Raw genomic sequence first — 17,139 nt, forward strand, 5'->3', positions numbered from 1 at the left:
GCTCCTATACCCAGTACGGTACGCGCGAACGGTACTTCTTCATGGCCAAGGCCGCGACGATCCAGCCCACCACCGTGATCGCGCCGACGATCACCCAGTGCCGCAGTTCCTGCGGTTCACCGAGCAGGGGAGCGCGCACGATTTCCAGATAGTGGAAGGTCGGGATGATCTCCACCAGCCTGGCTCGTTCGCTCGCCGCGCCGATCTGGCTTTCCAAGGTCTTGGTCGTCCACATCACCGGCGTCAGCACGAACAGCATCAGCGTGGTGCTGCTGAGAATCGGCGCGATATCGCGGTACCGGGTGCTGAAGATGCCGAACACGATCGACACCCACATGGAATTGAGGAAGATCAAAACGATCGCCGGTATCGCCAGCAGGCTCGACCAGCGCAGGTTCTCCCATATCCCGAACGCCGCCAGCAGCACCAGGTAGATGACCATGTTGTGGGCGAAGAACAACAGTTGCCGCCACACCAGCCGGTACACGTGCACGCTCAGCGCGGACGGAAGCTGTTTGATCAGGCCCTCGTTGGCGATGAACACCTCCGAGCCCTCGAGAATGCTCGCCTGGATCACATTCCAGACGATCAACCCGACGGTCACGTAGGGCAGGTATTCGCGCAGCGGCTGACCGAGCAGCGTCGCGTAGAGGATTCCCATCGCCGCGGCCTGCACGCCGGTCGCGATGGTGATCCAGAACGGGCCGAGCACCGAGCGCCGGTAGCGCTGTTTGATGTCCTGCCAGCCGAGCGACAGCCATAGTTCGCGCTGGCCGAAGCCGTCGCGCATGTCCTTGATCGCGCGCCGGAAGGTCTGCGAGTCGGAGACCAGCGGCGTCATCGCCTCGGTCTCGCTCGGCTGCTCCGGCGCGGTGCTCTCGGCACTCACCGGATGCTCTTCGGCGGTCGAGGGACTGTCGGAACGCAAGCTGTCATCTGAACGCACTGGGCTCTCTTCAGGACGCGCCGTACTCTCATCGGAGTCGGGGCGAGCGGCAGCGGCGGGCACGGTGCTCGACCCTACCCCTGCATCCTCGCACCGGGTCCGCTGGCACACGCTGGACCGGGGAAACTCGTCACCCACCAAGCTGGGTTACAGGTACTGTCCGGAACCGCCCGTCACCTGGTCGCCGCGCCCGCCGCGCGGGTCCACCGTGTGGATACCGGGCGGCAGCGCGCCTTGGCGCATCTGCTCGAGCTGCGCGCGAGCGGCCATCTGCTGGGCGAACAGTGCGGTCTGGATGCCGTGGAACAGGCCCTCCAGCCAGCCGACCAGCTGGGCTTGCGCGATGCGCAGCTCGGCGTCGGAGGGAATGGCGTCGTCGGTGAACGGCAAGGTCAGCCGCTCGAGTTCGTCGCGAAGCTCCGGGGCGAGGCCCTGCTCGAGCTCACGTACCGAGGACTTGTGGATCTCCTTGAGCCGGCTGCGGCTCGCGTCGTCGAGCGGAGCCGCCCGCACCTCCTCGAGCAGCTGCTTGATCATGGTGCCGATGCGCATGACCTTGGCGGGCTGCTCGACCATGTCGGCGAGCGATTCGCCGGCGTCGTCGTGGTCGCTCTCGTCGTCGGCCTTCTCGTCGCCGTCGGTGACCACCTGTCCGGTCAGCGGGGTGCCCGCGTCGGCCGGGATGACCAGCGGCCGCCCGTCGGGTCCGACCACGACGATGGAATCGGGTGACTCATCCGAGTGCGTCATGTTCCCTATCATGTCGCGTTGTCGGCGGACGCGCTAAACGGGCACGTCCGGGTGGAAGGTGGCCGGGCCGGTGCCGCGGCTGGACGACGCCGACTATTCTGTTCGGGTCCGTGTGGTTCGGATTTGCTGAAAGTCGGTTGCCATGCTGATTCCCGGGTCGCTGCGTCGCCGCGCATCGGCGCCCAGTCCTGAACGGTCCGGTTCCGAGCGACTGTGCACGGAGCGGTCCCCTCTCTCTCGGCCCTGCCTCGCGCGGCCGCGCCCATACCGGCGGAGCCCGGGGCGAAATCCCAGGTCGAGGTCGGTGTCGAGCCCGCAGCGGCCGTCCGTCGTCCGGTCCGCGCGGCGTGCCGTTCCGCCTCCTTCGCGAGCAGGCCAGGAGGGGAAGGCGGTTACGCAGGCTTGCCCGCTGCCCTTAGAGTGGCCAGCATGACTTACGACGTCGCGAGGGTTCGGGGCCTGATACCGTCCCTGGGCGACGGCTGGATCCATCTCGATCCACAGGCGGGCATGCTTGTCCCGGATTCGGTATCTCGTGCCGTGTCAACGGGTTTCCGCACGTCGTCGTTCTCGCACATCGGCCGCAACGGCGCAGCGGTGCGCAGCGCGGCCATCCTGGACGCCGCCCGCGAGGCCGTCGCCGATCTGGTCGGCGGTGATCCGGCGGGCGTCGTGCTCGGCCCGGATCGGGCGGTGCTGCTGGCCTGGCTCGCGGAATCGCTGAGTTCCCGGCTCGGTCTCGGCACCGGGATCGTGCTGTCCCGCCTGGACGACGAGGCCAACGTCGCGCCGTGGCTGCGCATCGCCAACCGCTACGGCGCGCACGTGCGCTGGGCCGAGGTCGAGATCGAGACCTGCGAGATGCCGTCCTGGCAGTTCGAGGAGCTGATCGGGCCGACGGCCCGACTGGTGGCATTGACCGCGGCCTCACCCATCGTCGGCTCCGCGCCCAACGTGCGGGTCGCCGCCGACCGGGTGCACGAGGTGGGCGGTCTGCTTGTCGCCGACGCGTTCGGCGCGGCGCCCTACGCGCTCATCGATATCGACGAGCTCAATGCCGACGTGGTCGCGCTGAGCGCACCCGCGTGGGGCGGGCCGCAGATCGGCGCGCTGGTCTTCCGCGATCCCGCGTTCCTGGACCGGATCCCCTCGATGTCGTTGAACCCGTACGCGAAGGGCGCCGAACGGCTCGAGGTCGGCGGGCACCAGTACGCGTTGCTGGCCGGGCTCACCACCTCCATCGACTTCCTCGCGGGCTTGGACGAGCGGGCCACCGGCACCCGCCGCGAGCGGCTGGAAATCTCCATCACCTCGCTGCAGGACTACCACGACCAGCTCTTCGAGCACCTGATGGACGTGCTGGACAAGATCCCCGGCCTGACCGTGATCGGCCGTGCCTCGACGCGGATCCCGACCGTCAGTTTCACCATGGCGGGCATGCAGGCGGAGAAGATCGCCGCCAAGCTGGCCGACGCCCGCATCGGCACGCTCAGCGGCGTGCACGGCGGGAGCAGGCTGCTCGACGCGCTCGGCGTCAACGACGAGGGCGGCGCCGTGACCGTCGGACTCGCGCCCTACACAACCAGATTCGAGATCGACCAGCTCGGCCGCGCGCTCGCCGCGCTGGAATGAGCCGGGGTCTCGAGGCCGCGTCCGGCTCTCGAGACGTATCAGCCCGCGAAGGTCAGTTCCCGTCCTCGCGCACGCGCAGCACGACCTTGCCGAAGGTGTCCGCGGCATCCAGCATCCGGTGCGCCTCGGCGGCCTCGGCGATCGGCAGCTCGGCGTGGATCACCGGGACGATGGTGCCGTCGGCGATCAGCGGCCAGACGTGCCTGCGCACCTCGGCGATGATCTCGGCCTTGCTTCCCGTGCCGGTGGCCGGGCGGTTGCGCACGTTGGTCGCGTGCACCGAACCCCACTTCGACAGCAGCGCACCGAGGTCGAGCTCGGCCTTCACCCCGCCCTGCATGCCGATCACCACCAGGTGACCGTGCTCGGCCAATGCCTCGACATTGCGGGACAAGTAGGCGGCACCCATGTTGTCGAGGATGATGTCGGCGCCGGGGCCGTTCGCGCCGGACTGCTCGGCGCGGACCGCGGCGACGAAATCGTCCTCGCGATAGTTGATCAGCACGCTCGCGCCGAGTTCGGCACAGCGCGCCAGCTTCTCGGCCGAGCCCGCGGTGACCGCCACCCGCGCGCCTTTGTGCACCGCGAGCTGGATGGCGTGCGTGCCGATGCCGCTGCCGCCGCCGTGGATCAGCACCAGCTGGCCCGCGCGCAGACCGGCGGTCATCACCAGGTTCGACCACACCGTGGCCGCCACCTCCGGGAGCGCCGCCGCCGCAGCGAGATCCAGGCCTTCCGGCACCGGGAGCACCTGGCCCGCGGGGACGACCACCCGCTCGGCGTACCCGCCGCCGGACAGCAGCGCGCACACCCGGTCGCCGACCCGCCAGTCCCGCACGCCCTCGCCGACCTCGGCGATGACGCCCGAGCACTCCAGACCGATGATCTCGCTGGCGCCCGCGGGCGGTGCGTAGAAACCTCGGCGCTGGAGCAGGTCCGCGCGGTTCACGCCCGCGGCGACCACATCGATCGACACCTCGCCGTGGCCCGGCGCCGGATCGGCGGCCTCGCCCCACGTGAGCACCTCGGGTCCGCCGTATTCTTTCAGCTCGATCGCACGCATCAGCCCATAGTGCCCCGCCGCTCACCGCGGCATCCGTGCGACCCGCTCGCCGTGGGTTCGCCCGGTCGGCGAGCGCCGTGGACTTGCTCGGTCGGCGAGCGCCGTGGACTTGCCCGGTCGGCGAGCGCCGTGGACTTGCCCGGTCGGCGAGCGCCGTGGACTTGCCCGGTCGGTGAAAGCCGTGGATTCGCTCAGCGTCCTGCGGGAACGGACACAACGGACTAGCGTTCCCCGCGTGAGCAGCTTCATTGACTTCCAAAACGAGATCTACCTGGGCGGATTGGGCGGCATCGTGCCCGAGCTGCCCATGACGGCCGCCGGGTTGGAACAGCGTGCCAAGGAAGTCCTAGGGCCTGCCGAATACGCCTACGTCGCGGGCAGCGCGTCGGCCGAGCGCACCGCGGCGGCCAACCGCGCCGCCTTCGACAGATACCGGATCGTTCCGCGCATGCTGCGCGGCACCACCGGGCCCGGCGCGCGCGATCTCTCGGTGGAGGTGCTCGGCACCCGGCTGGCGGCGCCGGTGCTGACCGCGCCGATCGGGGTGCTCGAACTGATGCACGAGGGCGGCGAGGTGATCGTCGGCGAGGTCACCAAGGAACTCGGGATCGGGTCGGTGCTGTCCACCGCGGCGTCGTCCACCATCGAGGAGGTCGGCGCGGCCGCGGGTGAATGGTGGTATCAGCTCTACTGGCCCAACGATCCGGAGCTGGCGCGCTCGTTCGTGCAGCGGGCCGAGCGCGCGGGCGCCAAGGCGATCGTGGTCACGGTCGACACCCCCACCCTCGGCTGGCGGCCGCAGGATCTCCAGCTCGCGCACCTGCCGTTCCTGCACGGCAAGGGCATCGCCAACTACCTGTCCGACCCGGTGTTCCTGGCGAAGCTGCCGACGCCGCCCGAGGAGAGCGAGGACGCCATGCGGGTGGCGATCCTCACCTGGGTCGGGCTCTTCGGCAACCACAACCTACGCCCCGCCGACCTCGCTCACCTGCGCGAATGGACCGATCTGCCGATCGCGGTGAAGGGCGTGCTGCACCCGGACGACGCTCGCCTCATGGTGGACGCGGGCGCCGACGCGGTGGTGGTCAGCAACCACGGCGGCCGCCAGGTGGACGGGTCCATCGCGGCGCTCGACGCGCTGCCCGCGGTCGTCGCGTCCGTCGGTGACCGTGCCGACGTGCTGTTCGACTCCGGCGTGCGCAGCGGCTCCGACGTGCTGATCGCGCTGGCGCTCGGCGCCAAGGCCGTGCTGTACGGGCGGCCGTACGCCTACGGTCTCGGCATCGCGGGCCGCGACGGCGCGCGGCACGCGCTGCGGCTGCTGCTCGCCGATCTGGACTCGGTGCTCGGGCTCTCCGGATGCGCGAAGGTGGCCGATCTGAACCGCGGCATGATCGCCGCCGCTCGGTGAACGAATCGGGGTTTGCCCAGTTCAGGGCTGTTTAGAATAGGGCGGTGGATCCCGAACCAAGCGGTCGCACGCCCGAACCTCGCTGGCTGAGCCCGACGCAGCAGCGCGCGTGGCGCGCCTACATGGACGGTCATCAGCGGCTGATGACGGCGCTGAACCGGCAGTTGCAGCGCGACAGCGACCTCAGCCTCGCCGAGTACCGAATCCTGGTGCTGCTGTCCGAGGCGCCGGGCCGCTCGCTGCGCATGAGCGAACTCGCGGACGGTGTGCTCTCCTCCCGCAGCAGGCTCACCCATCAGATCCGGCGCATGGAGGCGCAGGACATGGTGCGCCGCAACACCTGCGAAGAGGACGGCCGCGGCGTCGTCGCCGAACTCACCGACGAGGGCATGCGCCGACTCGAAGCCGCCGCCCCCGGCCACGTCGAAGCCGTCCGCAACGACTTCATCGATCTGCTCGTCCCCGAACAGCTCGCCGTGATCGGCGAAGTGTTCGACCGCGTCGACAAGATAATCGGCGAGCGAGCCGACTGAACCGTCCGTTAGGATCGTGGGCCTGGAGACGTGGCAGAGCGGCCGAATGCACTCGCCTTGAAAGCGAGCGTCGCGAGAGCGACCGGGGGTTCAAATCCCTCCGTCTCCGCCCCACTCGTCGTTGGCTCATGCTCATGGAGGGCATGAGCCGGGCTCGTTTCGCAATGTTTGTGCGGGTGCAACCCCCACACCCCGCCCGGCGGGCTTTGCCCCCGGACCCCCAACCCATCCATGGTTGGGCCGACCATGGGACTCGGGTCTATGGTCGGGCTGACCATAGGGGCTGTGCGGCAGCTTCGTTCGTGTCCCACAGCGTGGCGGCGGCGGGGACGAGCAGCCGGTGCAGCACCGCTGCTCCGGCCAGCAGGAGGACGGCGACGATGGCGTCCAGCCAGTAGTGGTTGCCGGTTCCGATCACGATGACCGTGGTGAGCGTGGGGTGGGCGAGGGCGAGCCAGCGCCAGCTGGTGCGTGTCGCGGCCACCACGGCGACAGCGAGCAGCAGCGCCCAGCCGACGTGGAGCGACGGCATCGCCGCGAACTGGTTCGACAGACCGCCGGATTCCGAAGGGCCGTAGACGGACTGGCCGTGCAGCGCGGCCACGTCGACGAAACCGCGTTCCGGCAGCATGCGTGGCGGCGCGAGCGGCAACAGCACGTGCAGCAGCAACCCGGCGCCGGTCAGGCCGACCATGAGGTTGCGGGTCATGCGGTAGTGCCGTGGGCGGAAGACCCAGAGCCATACGATCACCGCGACGGCGACAGTGAAATGCGCCGTCGCGTAATAGAAATTCGCCGGGACGGCGAGAAAATCCCAGTGCAGGAACGGCCTCTGCACGGTGGTCTCCGCGAGGAATCCCAGCCGGTCTTCGACATCGAGCAGCGCGTGCGCGTTGCCCAGGGCGCGCTCGGTGTCGTCGGCGGTGATCAGCCGACCGGCGCGGTACCCGAGATACAGCACGGTGATCAGAGCCAGCTGTCGAACCGCCTCGCCGCCGCGGCCGTGCACCGCCGACCGCACACGGTCGAGCGCTCCGGTGGCCGGGAGGCCGAATTCCAGATGCGGACCGGGAAATCCGACAGCCACCATCGCCCGTGGCCTCCTTCGCCATTGAACAGATCCGCCGAAATGTTTAACCGGAGGTGCATTCTCCGTTTACCGTAACAGCATCGGCTCGTCGGCAAGCCCGTGTGTGACCCGAGAGACAGCAAGGGCCGACACGGGTCCGAAGGGAGGGACCCGCGGGGCAGGCGAAGCGAACGGACTCAGCGCCGGACGAAGTTGGGGCGGATATCGTCGTCCGGCGGGTCGAAGTAGCGGTGGAAGGTCGGGGTCAGGCCCGAGGAGATCGGCGGGTTGATCCAGCTCCAATCGGTGGGACAGGCGCGGCCTGCGGCCTTCTCCTTCTCGGCGTGCTCGCAGAACTGTTTCGCCACGGTGTGGTGGTCGACGATGTGCACGCCTGCCTTGCGATAGCTGTGCAGGACAGCGCGATTCAGTTCGATCGACGCCTGGTCGCGCCAGAGGGTGCGGGGATGCGAGGTGTCGAGGCCCATCATGTCGGCGATCAGCGGCAGCATGTTGTAGCGGTTCGTGTCGCTGAGATTGCGCGCGCCGATCTCGGTGCCCACGTACCAGCCGTTGAACGGCGCGAACGGATAGGTGACGCCGCCGATCTCCAGATTCATATTGGAAACCGCGGGCACCGCATGCCATTTCAGGCCGAGCTTGGCGAACCAGTCGAAATCGGGATGCTCGATCTCCACCTCCCTGGCCAGCTCGCGCGGCACCTCGAACCACCTTATCGGCTCGTCGGGCGTGCTGATCAGCACCGGAAGGAGATCGAACGGCGTGCCCGCGCCGCGCCAGCCGAGCTTCCTGGCGAACTCGGTGAGCGCGACATTGGCCGCGTCGCCGGTGACTGTCCCGTCGCCGTTGCGATACCCCGCGTAGCGCAGCAACTGCGGGCTGACGATGCGGTACTCGCGCCCGTCACCCTGGCGCGGCGGACCGACGGTGATCATGGACTGCACCGCGCCGCCATTGGTCGCCATGTGCAGATGCTGCCAGCACACCTCGGCCAGGTCGCGCGCCGAGCGGACGCGCCGCGCGTCGAGCAGTTTCAGTGAGCGCCAATGCTTTCGGCCGACGCAGCGGGCATGGTTGCGCCAGGCCAAGCGAGCGCCGATCAGGATCTCCTCGGCGGTCTGCACATAAGCGCCGGTCTGGCGCAGCTGGTCCAGCGCGTTGCGGCGGCGATGGGCGTTCAGGTGGGCGAGTTCCGGTTGTCGGAAGAAGTCGTCGCACTCGCGCAGGCGGCGGGCCAGCCCGGGGTCGAAAGGCTGGGTGTCGGTGGCGGTTTCGAACGGTGGAACGGGCAACACGTGGTTCACGGTCTTTTCTCCGGTCGGGCATCAGGTACTGCGGCAAACAGACATCGATCGAGCAGAGAAGTCGCGCGCGCGGCGCGGCCGGCACACCGATCTGTTCGGTGGTGCTCGGGTGTGTGTTAGCAGAACCGGGCGGATTAGCCCTCGCGTTGCCGAAAAACCGGTCGGACGGTGCGGACGCGGGCGTGCCGAATGCCGACCTCTGTCAGGGTCGTGGCTGTGTCCGGTCATGGCGGTCCCCATCGACGTGCCAAGAAGCGCCCGAGACGCAGCGTAAGGCGAGTGTGCTGGCGGTGTGCCCGAATTCGGAGTATTCGCACTTCGCCTCGCCGGGCGCCGCACCGCGAAAGTGGCGCTCGTCACAAATCATTCGAATCCCGTATCGCGGGTCGAGTGGGCCGCACGCCATCTGGCACCATGGCAGGCATGCTGTCTCGGCGTTGGATGCGGCGACGGCTCGCGGTCGTCGCCATGAGCGCCGCACTGCTCACGGGTGCGGCTGGGGTCGGAGCACCTCCCACGGTGGCCGCGCCCGACAAGCCGAGCACCGGGTCTTCCGACGGCCCCGGCGCCGCCGAGCCGACCACCGCGCCTGCCGACACGCCCTCGATCGAGCGCGTCGAACCGATCACCGATCGCAGAGTCCGCGTGTTCGTGAAATCGCCCGCGATGAGCCGCACCGTGCAGGTGCAGGTGCTGCTGCCGCGCGACCAGAACCACAGCAGGCCCACCGTCTACATGCTGGACGGGCGCAGCGCCGAAGCCGACAGCAACAACTGGATCGAACTCGGTCACGCCGACCGCTTCTACGAAGACAAAGACGTGAACGTGGTGTTCACCGTCGGAGGTCCGGCCAGCTTCTACACCGACTGGCAGCGCCCCGATCCCGTGCTCGGCACCAACCGCTGGGAAACCTTCCTGACCAAGGAACTTCCGCCGCTCATCGACGCGGAATTCCAGGGCAACGGCCGCAACGCGATCATGGGCGTCTCGATGGGTGCGGAGGCGGCGATGATGCTCGCCTTCCGCAGGCCGGAGCTCTACCGTGCGGTGGCCGCGCACAGCGGATGCTTCTCCACGGGAACCGATATGGGCCAGGCGCAGGCCCGTGCCGTGGTGGCCACCTATCAGGGGGAGCCGGACAACATGTTCGGCTCCGAGGGGCATCCGGACTGGCTCGCCCACGACGTGGTGCTGCACGCGGACGCGCTGCGCGGCAAGGCGATCTATCTGTCCGTCGGCAGCGGTATCCCCGGGAAGTACGACGTGCCCGGCAAGACGGACGTGGTCAGCACCATCGGATTCGGCGGACCGCTGGAGGCCGCGACGAACGCGTGCACCCGCAGGCTGGTCGACCGCTTCACCTCGCTCCGCATTCCGGTCACCGCGAATTTCCGTGCCACGGGCACGCATTCGTGGCCGTACTGGGGTGACGAACTCGCCGCCTCGTGGCCGACGGTGTACCCCGCGATCCGCTGACGCCGCGGGGCGTGGTCGTACCCGGCGACCTCGCTCGGACGCCGACCGGGGTCGCGCCCGATCTCAGGCGAAGCGCGCCAGCACGCCGGGATCGGTGGCGAAGTCGAGGAACCGGTCGTTCTCGTGCGGATCGCCGACCGTCACGCGGACGCCATCCGTCCCGTACGGCCGCACCAGCACACCGGCTTCCGCGCTCGCCTCGCCGAACTCCGCGCTGCGCGCGCCCAGCGGCAGCCAGACGAAATTGGTCTCGCTCGACGGCACCGCGTAACCGGCCGCGCGCAGCGCCGCGCGCATCCGATCGCGCTCCACGATCACCGCGTCGGTGCGCTCCAGCAGCTCGTGGCGCGCCTCCAGCGAGGCGATCGCCGCGGCCTGGGCCACCCGGTTCACGCTGAACGGGATGTGCACCTTCATCAGCGCCGCGATCACCTCCGGATCGCCGACCGCGTAGCCGACGCGCAGGCCCGCGAGCCCGTAGGCCTTCGAGAAAGTGCGCAGCACAATCACATTCGGCCGGGTGCGGGCCAGCTCGACGCCGTCCGGCCGATCCTGCGGAGTGAGCCGCAGGTACTCGTAGTACGCCTCGTCCAGCACGACGAGCACGTGCGAGGGGACGGCGTCCAGGAAACGGATCAGCGCCTCGCGGCCCAGCGCGGTGCCGGTCGGGTTGTTCGGGTTGCAGACGAAGATCAGCCGGGTGTTGTCGGTCACCGCGGCGGCCATCGCGTCCAGGTCGTGCGTCAGCTCCGGCGTCAGCGGGACCTGCACGGCCGTCGCGTTGCCCACCTGGGTGACGATCGGGTACGCCTCGAACGAGCGCCAGGCGAACAGCACCTCGTCGGCCGGTGCGGCGCAGGTGATCTGGACCAGCTCCTGGCACAGCGCGACGCTGCCGCAGCCGACCGCGACGTGCTCGGTGGTGACCCCGAGGAACTCGGCCAGCGCGGCGCGCAGCTCGTTCGCCTGGTTGTCCGGGTACCGGTGGGCGAGCTCGGCCGCCTCCGCGATCGCCTTCGCCGCGGCGGGCAGCGGGGGCAGGGTGGTCTCGTTGCTGGCCAGTTTGACCGCGCCCGGATGGCTGCGCCCGGGCGTGTAGGCCGGGATGGCGGAGAGGTCGGGCCGGATGCGCGCTGTCACCCCTCCACCCTAAATGGCCCGGGGCGAGCCGCGCCCCGGCGTACCTCCGCCTCGGCCGCGGCCACCCGCGGGCCGGCGACGGGCGTCGTCCGAAGGCGCCGGAATCGCGGCTTCCATTCCGGAAATGTTGCGGGTAATGGCCGCTCACGTGCAATTTCTCGCGAAGAACAGCGGCTCGCCCTAGGCTGGTTCCATGTCGGGCATTTATGACGATATCGCCCCGCTACGTGGTGGCGAAGACCTCGAGCAGCGCCCCATCGAAGGCCGCCGGGTGCCCATCACCGTGATCGAACCGGAGGGTAATTCGCGCGGCGGAATCGTGGTGTTGCACGAATCACGGGACTTCACCGGCGCACTGCTCGAGTTCATGCGCGCGCTCGCCACCGAGGGATGGACCGTCGTCGCGCCCAACCTGTTCCATCGGGCGAACGGCGATCCCGCGCACGAGGTCTTCGGCGAGGAGCTCTTCGACGACTTCGACGCCTGCTTCGACTGGCTGACCCGGCGCGGCGTCTTCCCCGACTGCATCGGCGTGCTCGGCTTCGACCACGCGGGCACCGCCGCCTTCCTCGTCGCCACCAACCGGCCCATCGGCGCCGCGGTCAGCATCGCCGCCTCCGGCATCACCGAACCGCTCACCGACGAGGCCGAGGCGCTCGTGCGCGTCGCCCCCGACCTCCAGGCCCCCTGGCTCGGCCTGTTCGGCTCCGACGATCCGGCCACCCCGCCCGGTGACGTCGACCGTCTGCGCGACGCCGCCGCCCAGGCCAGCGTCGCCAGCCTCGTGGTCACCTACCCCGGTCTGCACCACCGCGCGGACACCCCGGACGCCGAGGACGAGGACGGCAACTCCGCCATCGACTCCCAAACCCGGATCTTCGACTGGTTCGACAGCAACTTACGCTGATAACCAGGCGTTTTGTTATCCGGACGTTGGGTCATGTAACCTTCATGCTCGGCGGTTCGAAAGGACCGGTGCCCTCGAAGAGAAGGCTCCAGGAGGCGTGCCAGAGCGGCCGAATGGGACTCACTGCTAATGAGTTGTCCCTTCACGGGGACCGGAGGTTCAAATCCTCTCGCCTCCGCCACACCCGGTTCGCCGGGTGACAACTGAAAAGGTAATGCGCCCGTAGCTCAACGGATAGAGCATCTGACTACGGATCAGAAGGTTAGGGGTTCGAATCCCTTCGGGCGCACTTTGTCGAAAGGCCCCTCCCGCACTCGGGAGGGGCCTTTGTCATGCGAGTGCGAATGGTCGGGGAGGCCGACCGGCCGGTATGCGTAGTGACCATTGGGGAACGTGGGTAGCGGGGTACGCATGCGGTGCGGGCGGGGATGGGGGAATCTCGGGGCGGAGGCGGACCGATCGTGCCGGCCGGGTCCGGAAGTCGTTGCGTACACGCATTTCTCGCCGGCGCTCGGCAAGTCGGGCGGTTCGCCCGACGAATCGCCTGGTGACGGCCTCCGGTCTCGATCATCGCGGCCTCGCCGCGCGCAGGCCTGACCAGGTCTTTCGAGTACCCGAGTACTCGTGATTCCGGCCACAGAACGCGAGAGCGTGGAGATCACACACGAACGGACGGAGGCCGGACATGCGTGACGTGGTCGTGTTGATCCCGGGGATCGGCGGCTCCGTGCTGGCACGCGATGGCAAGGAGCTGTGGGCTCCCACGCCGGGCGCGGTCCTGCGCGGTGTGTTGTCTCTCGGCCGCAGCATCAAGCGGCTGCGGCTGGACGGCGACGATCCCGCCGTCGACGACGTGGACGGCGTCGTCGCGACGCGGGTGGTGCCGGATCTGCACATAGTGCCCGGTCTGGATTGGAAGATCGACGGCTACACCCGGTGCCGCAAACAACTGGTCGAGCGGTTCGGGGCGGTCGCGGGCGAGAACTATTTCGAGTTTCCCTACGACTGGCGGCGCGACAACCGGGTCGCCGCGGTGAAGCTCGCCAGGTCGGCGCACGACTGGTTGCGGAACTGGCGGGAGAAGTCCGGCAACGCCGACGCGAAACTGGTCCTGATCGGGCACTCGATGGGCGGTATCGTCTCGCGGCTCTACCTGGAGCAGTTCGACGGATGGAAGGACACCCGCACGTTGATCACCTTCGGGACGCCCTATTCCGGGTCGATCAACGCGCTCGAATTCCTCGCGAACGGTTTCCGCAAGAACTGGGGGCCGTTCGACGTCGACCTCTCCGACCTGCTGCGCTCGTTCACCTCGGCGTATCAGCTGTTGCCGTCGTACCGCTGTGTGGCAGGGCCCGACGGTACGTGGCTGAATCTCGACGACCCCAGCCTGGACTGGAGCAGGACCGGCGTGGACGCCGACCGTCTGCGGGCCGCCGTCGAGCTGCATCGCGGCCTGCGCAAGCAGGTCGACGACCGGATCGCCGAAACCGGACCCGGTTACGAGATCCGGCCGGTCATCGGCGACTTCCAGCCGACAAGGTGGGCCGCGCGATTCGCCGACGACCGGATCGAGGTGCTGTGGGCGCGCAAGGCCGCGGGCGAGGACGGCGGCGACGGCACGGTCCCGAAGGTGTCCGCCATCCCGCACGAGTTGATGGACGGCTGGCGTAACGCCTCGTTCGTGAGCCAGAAGCACGGCTCGCTGCAGAACGACGATCCGGTGCTCGACCACGTCGGCGGCGTGCTGCGTACCGCCGAGTTCGGTGGCGTCGATGTCTTTCCCGCAGTGCAGGACCCGGTCGCGCTCGAGGTGGAGGACGTCACCACCGCCGAACCGATGGTCGTCCGCGCGAAGACCGCCGCCCGCGAGGCGGCCTTGGTCGCGACGGTGGAGGATCTCGGCCGCGGCGTGTCCAGCGTGCATCCGCTGACCGAGGCGTCCGACGGTTGGCGGCAGGTGACCCTGGCGAACCTGCTCCCCGGTGACTACCGGGTGACCGTGGCCGCCGACACCGTCCACCCGGTGACCGATCTGGTGAGCGTAATAGATCTCGATGAGCTAGCCCGCAGCGCGGAAGGGCCGGGATAACGATGCCGCCGGAGCCCACGCAAGCCTTCCACCGATTCGACATCAGTGTGCTGGATGCCGGTGGGCGCGTGTGGGTCTCGGCATCCTCGCCCCAGGGAGCGGTGTACGCCGTGCCGCGGACGCCGCCCACCTGGGCTCTGTCCCACGGCTTCGAAACGCCGTCCGAGTGGCTCAACGCGGTCGTGCGCAACGCCTGTTCCGGCGCCGAACCGGCCGCCGTCGAGGTCGGACGTATCTTGACGCGACTGGTGTTCGACGTACCCGAGATCCGCAATCTGTTCGCGCGAACACGCGGCGCCGCCCGCCACATCGGGGCGCAGGTGCTCGTACGCGTCCAATCGGCGCCCCAGCACGTCAACGCCTGGCCGTGGGAGCTCTTGCTCGACCCGGAGAGTGGCATCGCCAGAGGGGTCGACCTCCTCGCCTGCGCTCGTGACACCCACATTCTGCGGCTCGGGCGCTTCCGCACCTATCCGGTTCAGCAGGCCCAAGACCCGATCAAGGCGCCCTTGAACGTCCTGATCGTCATGTCCAGCCCGATGCCGAAGGTCGGCGAGCAGAACCAGGAGGCGCTGTTCGACCTGTACGAGGCGAAGCGATCGCTGCTCGACGGGCTGCGCCCCCTCGTGCGGCAGGGCAAGCTCAACGTCGTCGTAGAGGACCGGCCGTCGACCGAACGAATCCGTCGGACCATTCGCTGCCAGTCCGATGGATTCCAGATATTCCATTATCTCGGGCATGCCGCGCCGAACGGCTTCAAGCTCGAAGACGCGGGCGGCCGTGGCCGTTTCGTCCACAACCGGGAACTCTGTGACATTCTCTCCGAACTACCCGACTTGCGGCTGGCGGTCTTCGCGGGGTGCGAGACCGCGCGGGCCCCCGCCGCTGTCGCAGGCGACGACTGGCGCGGTCAGATGTCCACCGCCGACCACTTCGTGCGCGCCGTGTGCCCGATGGTCATCGGCATGCAGACGGTGCTGCCGTTCGACACCGAGAAGATCTTCACCAGCTCGTTCTACGAAGCGATCACCGCAGGGCACTCCGTCGTGACGGCGCTGCGCATGGCCAGGCAGGAGATCGCGGCCGACGAGTCCGCCGGTGGAACCAAGCTGAACTGGGTGGTGCCGACGCTGCACGTCGGCGCCAACGAGCCAGGCGCGCTGATCGACAAGCGCAGCGCGGGCAAGCCGATCGACCTGCCGCCGCGCGTCTACCGCCCGTTCGGCATCGTGCAGGGCGACCGCAGGTTCATCTCGCGACTGATCGAGCTGCGGCAGGCCATCGACGTACTGGCGGGAACCGCGCAGGCTCGGCTGCTGCACGTCAAAGGAGTTGCGGGCAGCGGCAAGTCGGCGTTCATGGACCGCGTGCTCGATGATCTCGACGACGACGTCGTCCGGGTGTTCGTCGGCGCGCGCTGGTTGCTCGAAGAGGCGGAACGCAAACGTCAGGATCAGAATCCGGTCGGGATACTGCATGACGCCGTAGCCGCCGCGATGGCCGAAAGCGGCCTGCGGGTGCCGCGCGACCGCCTGGCGAAGGACCCGACCGATCTCTGGCGGAACCTGCTCGGCAAACTCGAGCACACGCGCTTCGTACTCGCTGTCGACGAGGCGGAGCTGCTCGCCGACGACACGAGAGGTGCCGCTACGCTGCGCGCGCTGGCGGAAATGCTGGATCGGCGCCTGCCCGCACGGGTCGCGATCACCTCGACCAACGGCGTCGCCGGGTTGACCGACCGCGCCGACATGCCGTCGCGGACCAGGGAAATACGGTTGGACCTGCTGGCCTGGCCCGAGGTGTGGCAGTGGATCCGCCGTAATCAGCCGGTCCTCATCCGGTTCGGACCGACCGCCCTTTCGCGCCTGTACGCCGATCTGCCGCACCTCGAACAGTGGGACCAGCTCGCCGACCGAGTGCGGGCCTGTCCGACACCCCCGACGGCGGAATCGCTCGCGAACCTCGCGCGCCAGGACATCGAGGAAGTCGCCGCACCGGTGAACGCTCAGGATCTGTTCACCGCCGCGACGGACCTGGGCAGGAGGGAGCGCCCGCTGCGGCTCGCCCTCGCAGGGCCGATGTCGGACGCCGGTGAGCTCGCGCGCACGATCACCCAGTTCGCCGGAGAACACGGCGTAGCCGGACGGGCGGTGCCCTTCGGAACCGGCGACAGCGCCGCCGTGTTCGCCGAAGTGATCTCCCTCGAGGGTGTGGCGGATCGAGATCGGCTCGTCCAGCAGGCGGGCGCCGACATCGTCGTGGCGGACGATGTCCCGGACGCCGCGATGCTCGACGGCTCGGACCATCTCGTCGTCTGTACCGCGGACTCGGGGCTCGGGGAAGTCCCGGGCGCGGCGCGTGGGCGCGTATTGATCGCGGGCACCATCGAGGACCGTGCCGGGCCTATCGATGTCGTCGCCGCCCGGACGCTGCCCGGCACGTCGGCGGCGTACGAAGCGGCCATCGCGGCGCTCATCGTCTGGGCCACCGATCGCACGCTCGACGCCGCCCACGTCCGAGCCCTGCTGCTGGAGACCGCCGAACAGAAGCAGCTCGCGGACGGGCGCGTGGTGCGACGGCTGAATGTGGCGGCCGCGCTGGACAGGCTGCGCAAACAAGACATCGTCGAAACGATCGGATCGGGCAGGCTCGACCTGCCACAGGTACTCGCCAAGACGGCCGCCAGATCGGATCAGGCCATCGCCTTGGTCGACAATCTGGTCGCGGGCGGCACGCTGGTCAAGACCATCACCGATGGCGTCGAATTCTTCGCCCAACCGGATCGCTGACGGCGG

At 68.8% G+C, this 17,139-nt stretch carries 13 protein-coding genes and 3 tRNA genes; 10 read left to right on the top strand and 6 right to left on the bottom strand.

Annotated elements, in window-relative coordinates; translation table 11 throughout:
• Window positions 1-4 precede the first annotated feature (4 nt).
• Both wzm and ACRWNM_RS11675 read right to left on the bottom strand, forming a co-directional pair.
• Window positions 5-841, bottom strand: a complete 837-nt coding sequence (gene wzm, locus ACRWNM_RS11670; protein WP_431966785.1) for a galactan export ABC transporter permease subunit Wzm/RfbD — start codon at window positions 839-841, stop codon at window positions 5-7.
• 252 nt (window positions 842-1,093) lie between these two features.
• Window positions 1,094-1,696: a bacterial proteasome activator family protein gene (locus ACRWNM_RS11675; protein ID WP_431966484.1), complete on the bottom strand. Its 603-nt coding sequence runs from the start codon at window positions 1,694-1,696 to the stop codon at window positions 1,094-1,096.
• 429 nt (window positions 1,697-2,125) lie between these two features.
• Here ACRWNM_RS11675 and ACRWNM_RS11680 point away from each other — a divergent pair, with 429 nt between their 5' ends.
• Complete coding sequence (locus ACRWNM_RS11680; protein WP_431966486.1) at window positions 2,126-3,328, top strand: cysteine desulfurase-like protein; 1,203 nt, start codon at window positions 2,126-2,128, stop codon at window positions 3,326-3,328.
• A 52-nt stretch (window positions 3,329-3,380) separates the two neighbouring features.
• On the opposite strand, the gene ACRWNM_RS11685 is transcribed toward ACRWNM_RS11680, so the two are convergent.
• Window positions 3,381-4,391, bottom strand: a complete 1,011-nt coding sequence (locus ACRWNM_RS11685) for an NAD(P)H-quinone oxidoreductase (RefSeq protein ID WP_431966488.1) — start codon at window positions 4,389-4,391, stop codon at window positions 3,381-3,383.
• Window positions 4,392-4,626: 235 nt separating this feature from the next.
• Between ACRWNM_RS11685 and ACRWNM_RS11690 the strand changes: the two genes are divergently transcribed.
• From ACRWNM_RS11690 to ACRWNM_RS11700, 3 genes are all read left to right on the top strand, one after another.
• Window positions 4,627-5,802 carry an alpha-hydroxy-acid oxidizing protein gene (locus ACRWNM_RS11690; RefSeq protein ID WP_431966490.1) on the top strand — a complete coding sequence of 392 codons (1,176 nt, stop codon included), beginning with the start codon at window positions 4,627-4,629 and terminating at the stop codon, window positions 5,800-5,802.
• A 122-nt stretch (window positions 5,803-5,924) separates the two neighbouring features.
• Entirely contained in the window at window positions 5,925-6,335 is a 411-nt protein-coding gene (locus ACRWNM_RS11695; protein ID WP_431966787.1) for a MarR family winged helix-turn-helix transcriptional regulator, read from the top strand.
• Between the two features lie 24 nt (window positions 6,336-6,359).
• Window positions 6,360-6,444: transfer RNA gene (locus ACRWNM_RS11700), tRNA-Ser, on the top strand.
• 150 nt (window positions 6,445-6,594) lie between these two features.
• Here the strand turns inward: ACRWNM_RS11700 and ACRWNM_RS11705 are convergent.
• Window positions 6,595-7,425, bottom strand: a complete 831-nt coding sequence (locus ACRWNM_RS11705) for a phosphatase PAP2 family protein (RefSeq protein WP_431966492.1) — start codon at window positions 7,423-7,425, stop codon at window positions 6,595-6,597.
• Between the two features lie 176 nt (window positions 7,426-7,601).
• Window positions 7,602-8,720, bottom strand: coding sequence for a nitric oxide synthase oxygenase (locus ACRWNM_RS11710; RefSeq protein WP_431966789.1), 1,119 nt, complete (start codon window positions 8,718-8,720; stop codon window positions 7,602-7,604).
• A gap of 432 nt (window positions 8,721-9,152) precedes the next feature.
• On the opposite strand from ACRWNM_RS11710, the gene ACRWNM_RS11715 reads away from it, so the two are divergent.
• Window positions 9,153-10,205, top strand: coding sequence for an alpha/beta hydrolase (locus ACRWNM_RS11715; RefSeq protein ID WP_431966494.1), 1,053 nt, complete (start codon window positions 9,153-9,155; stop codon window positions 10,203-10,205).
• 63 nt (window positions 10,206-10,268) lie between these two features.
• Here ACRWNM_RS11715 and hisC read toward each other — a convergent pair whose 3' ends face one another.
• Entirely contained in the window at window positions 10,269-11,345 is a 1,077-nt protein-coding gene (gene hisC, locus ACRWNM_RS11720; protein WP_431966496.1) for a histidinol-phosphate transaminase, read from the bottom strand.
• Window positions 11,346-11,538: 193 nt separating this feature from the next.
• Between hisC and ACRWNM_RS11725 the strand changes: the two genes are divergently transcribed.
• The 5 genes from ACRWNM_RS11725 to ACRWNM_RS11745 all read left to right on the top strand — a co-directional run bounded on the left by ACRWNM_RS11725 (window position 11,539) and on the right by ACRWNM_RS11745 (window position 17,133).
• Window positions 11,539-12,252 carry a dienelactone hydrolase family protein gene (locus ACRWNM_RS11725; protein WP_431966498.1) on the top strand — a complete coding sequence of 238 codons (714 nt, stop codon included), beginning with the start codon at window positions 11,539-11,541 and terminating at the stop codon, window positions 12,250-12,252.
• A 91-nt stretch (window positions 12,253-12,343) separates the two neighbouring features.
• A tRNA-Ser gene (locus ACRWNM_RS11730) sits at window positions 12,344-12,433 on the top strand.
• 35 nt (window positions 12,434-12,468) lie between these two features.
• Window positions 12,469-12,541 (top strand) — tRNA-Arg (locus tag ACRWNM_RS11735).
• A 396-nt stretch (window positions 12,542-12,937) separates the two neighbouring features.
• Window positions 12,938-14,344 (top strand): lipase/acyltransferase domain-containing protein, encoded by a 1,407-nt coding sequence (locus ACRWNM_RS11740; protein WP_431966500.1) that lies wholly within the window; start codon window positions 12,938-12,940, stop codon window positions 14,342-14,344.
• 2 nt (window positions 14,345-14,346) lie between these two features.
• Window positions 14,347-17,133, top strand: coding sequence for a CHAT domain-containing protein (locus tag ACRWNM_RS11745; RefSeq protein WP_431966502.1), 2,787 nt, complete (start codon window positions 14,347-14,349; stop codon window positions 17,131-17,133).
• Window positions 17,134-17,139 lie beyond the last annotated feature (6 nt).

Source organism: Nocardia sp. bgisy134 (assembly GCF_965341865.1).
GTDB lineage: Bacteria > Actinomycetota > Actinomycetes > Mycobacteriales > Mycobacteriaceae > Nocardia.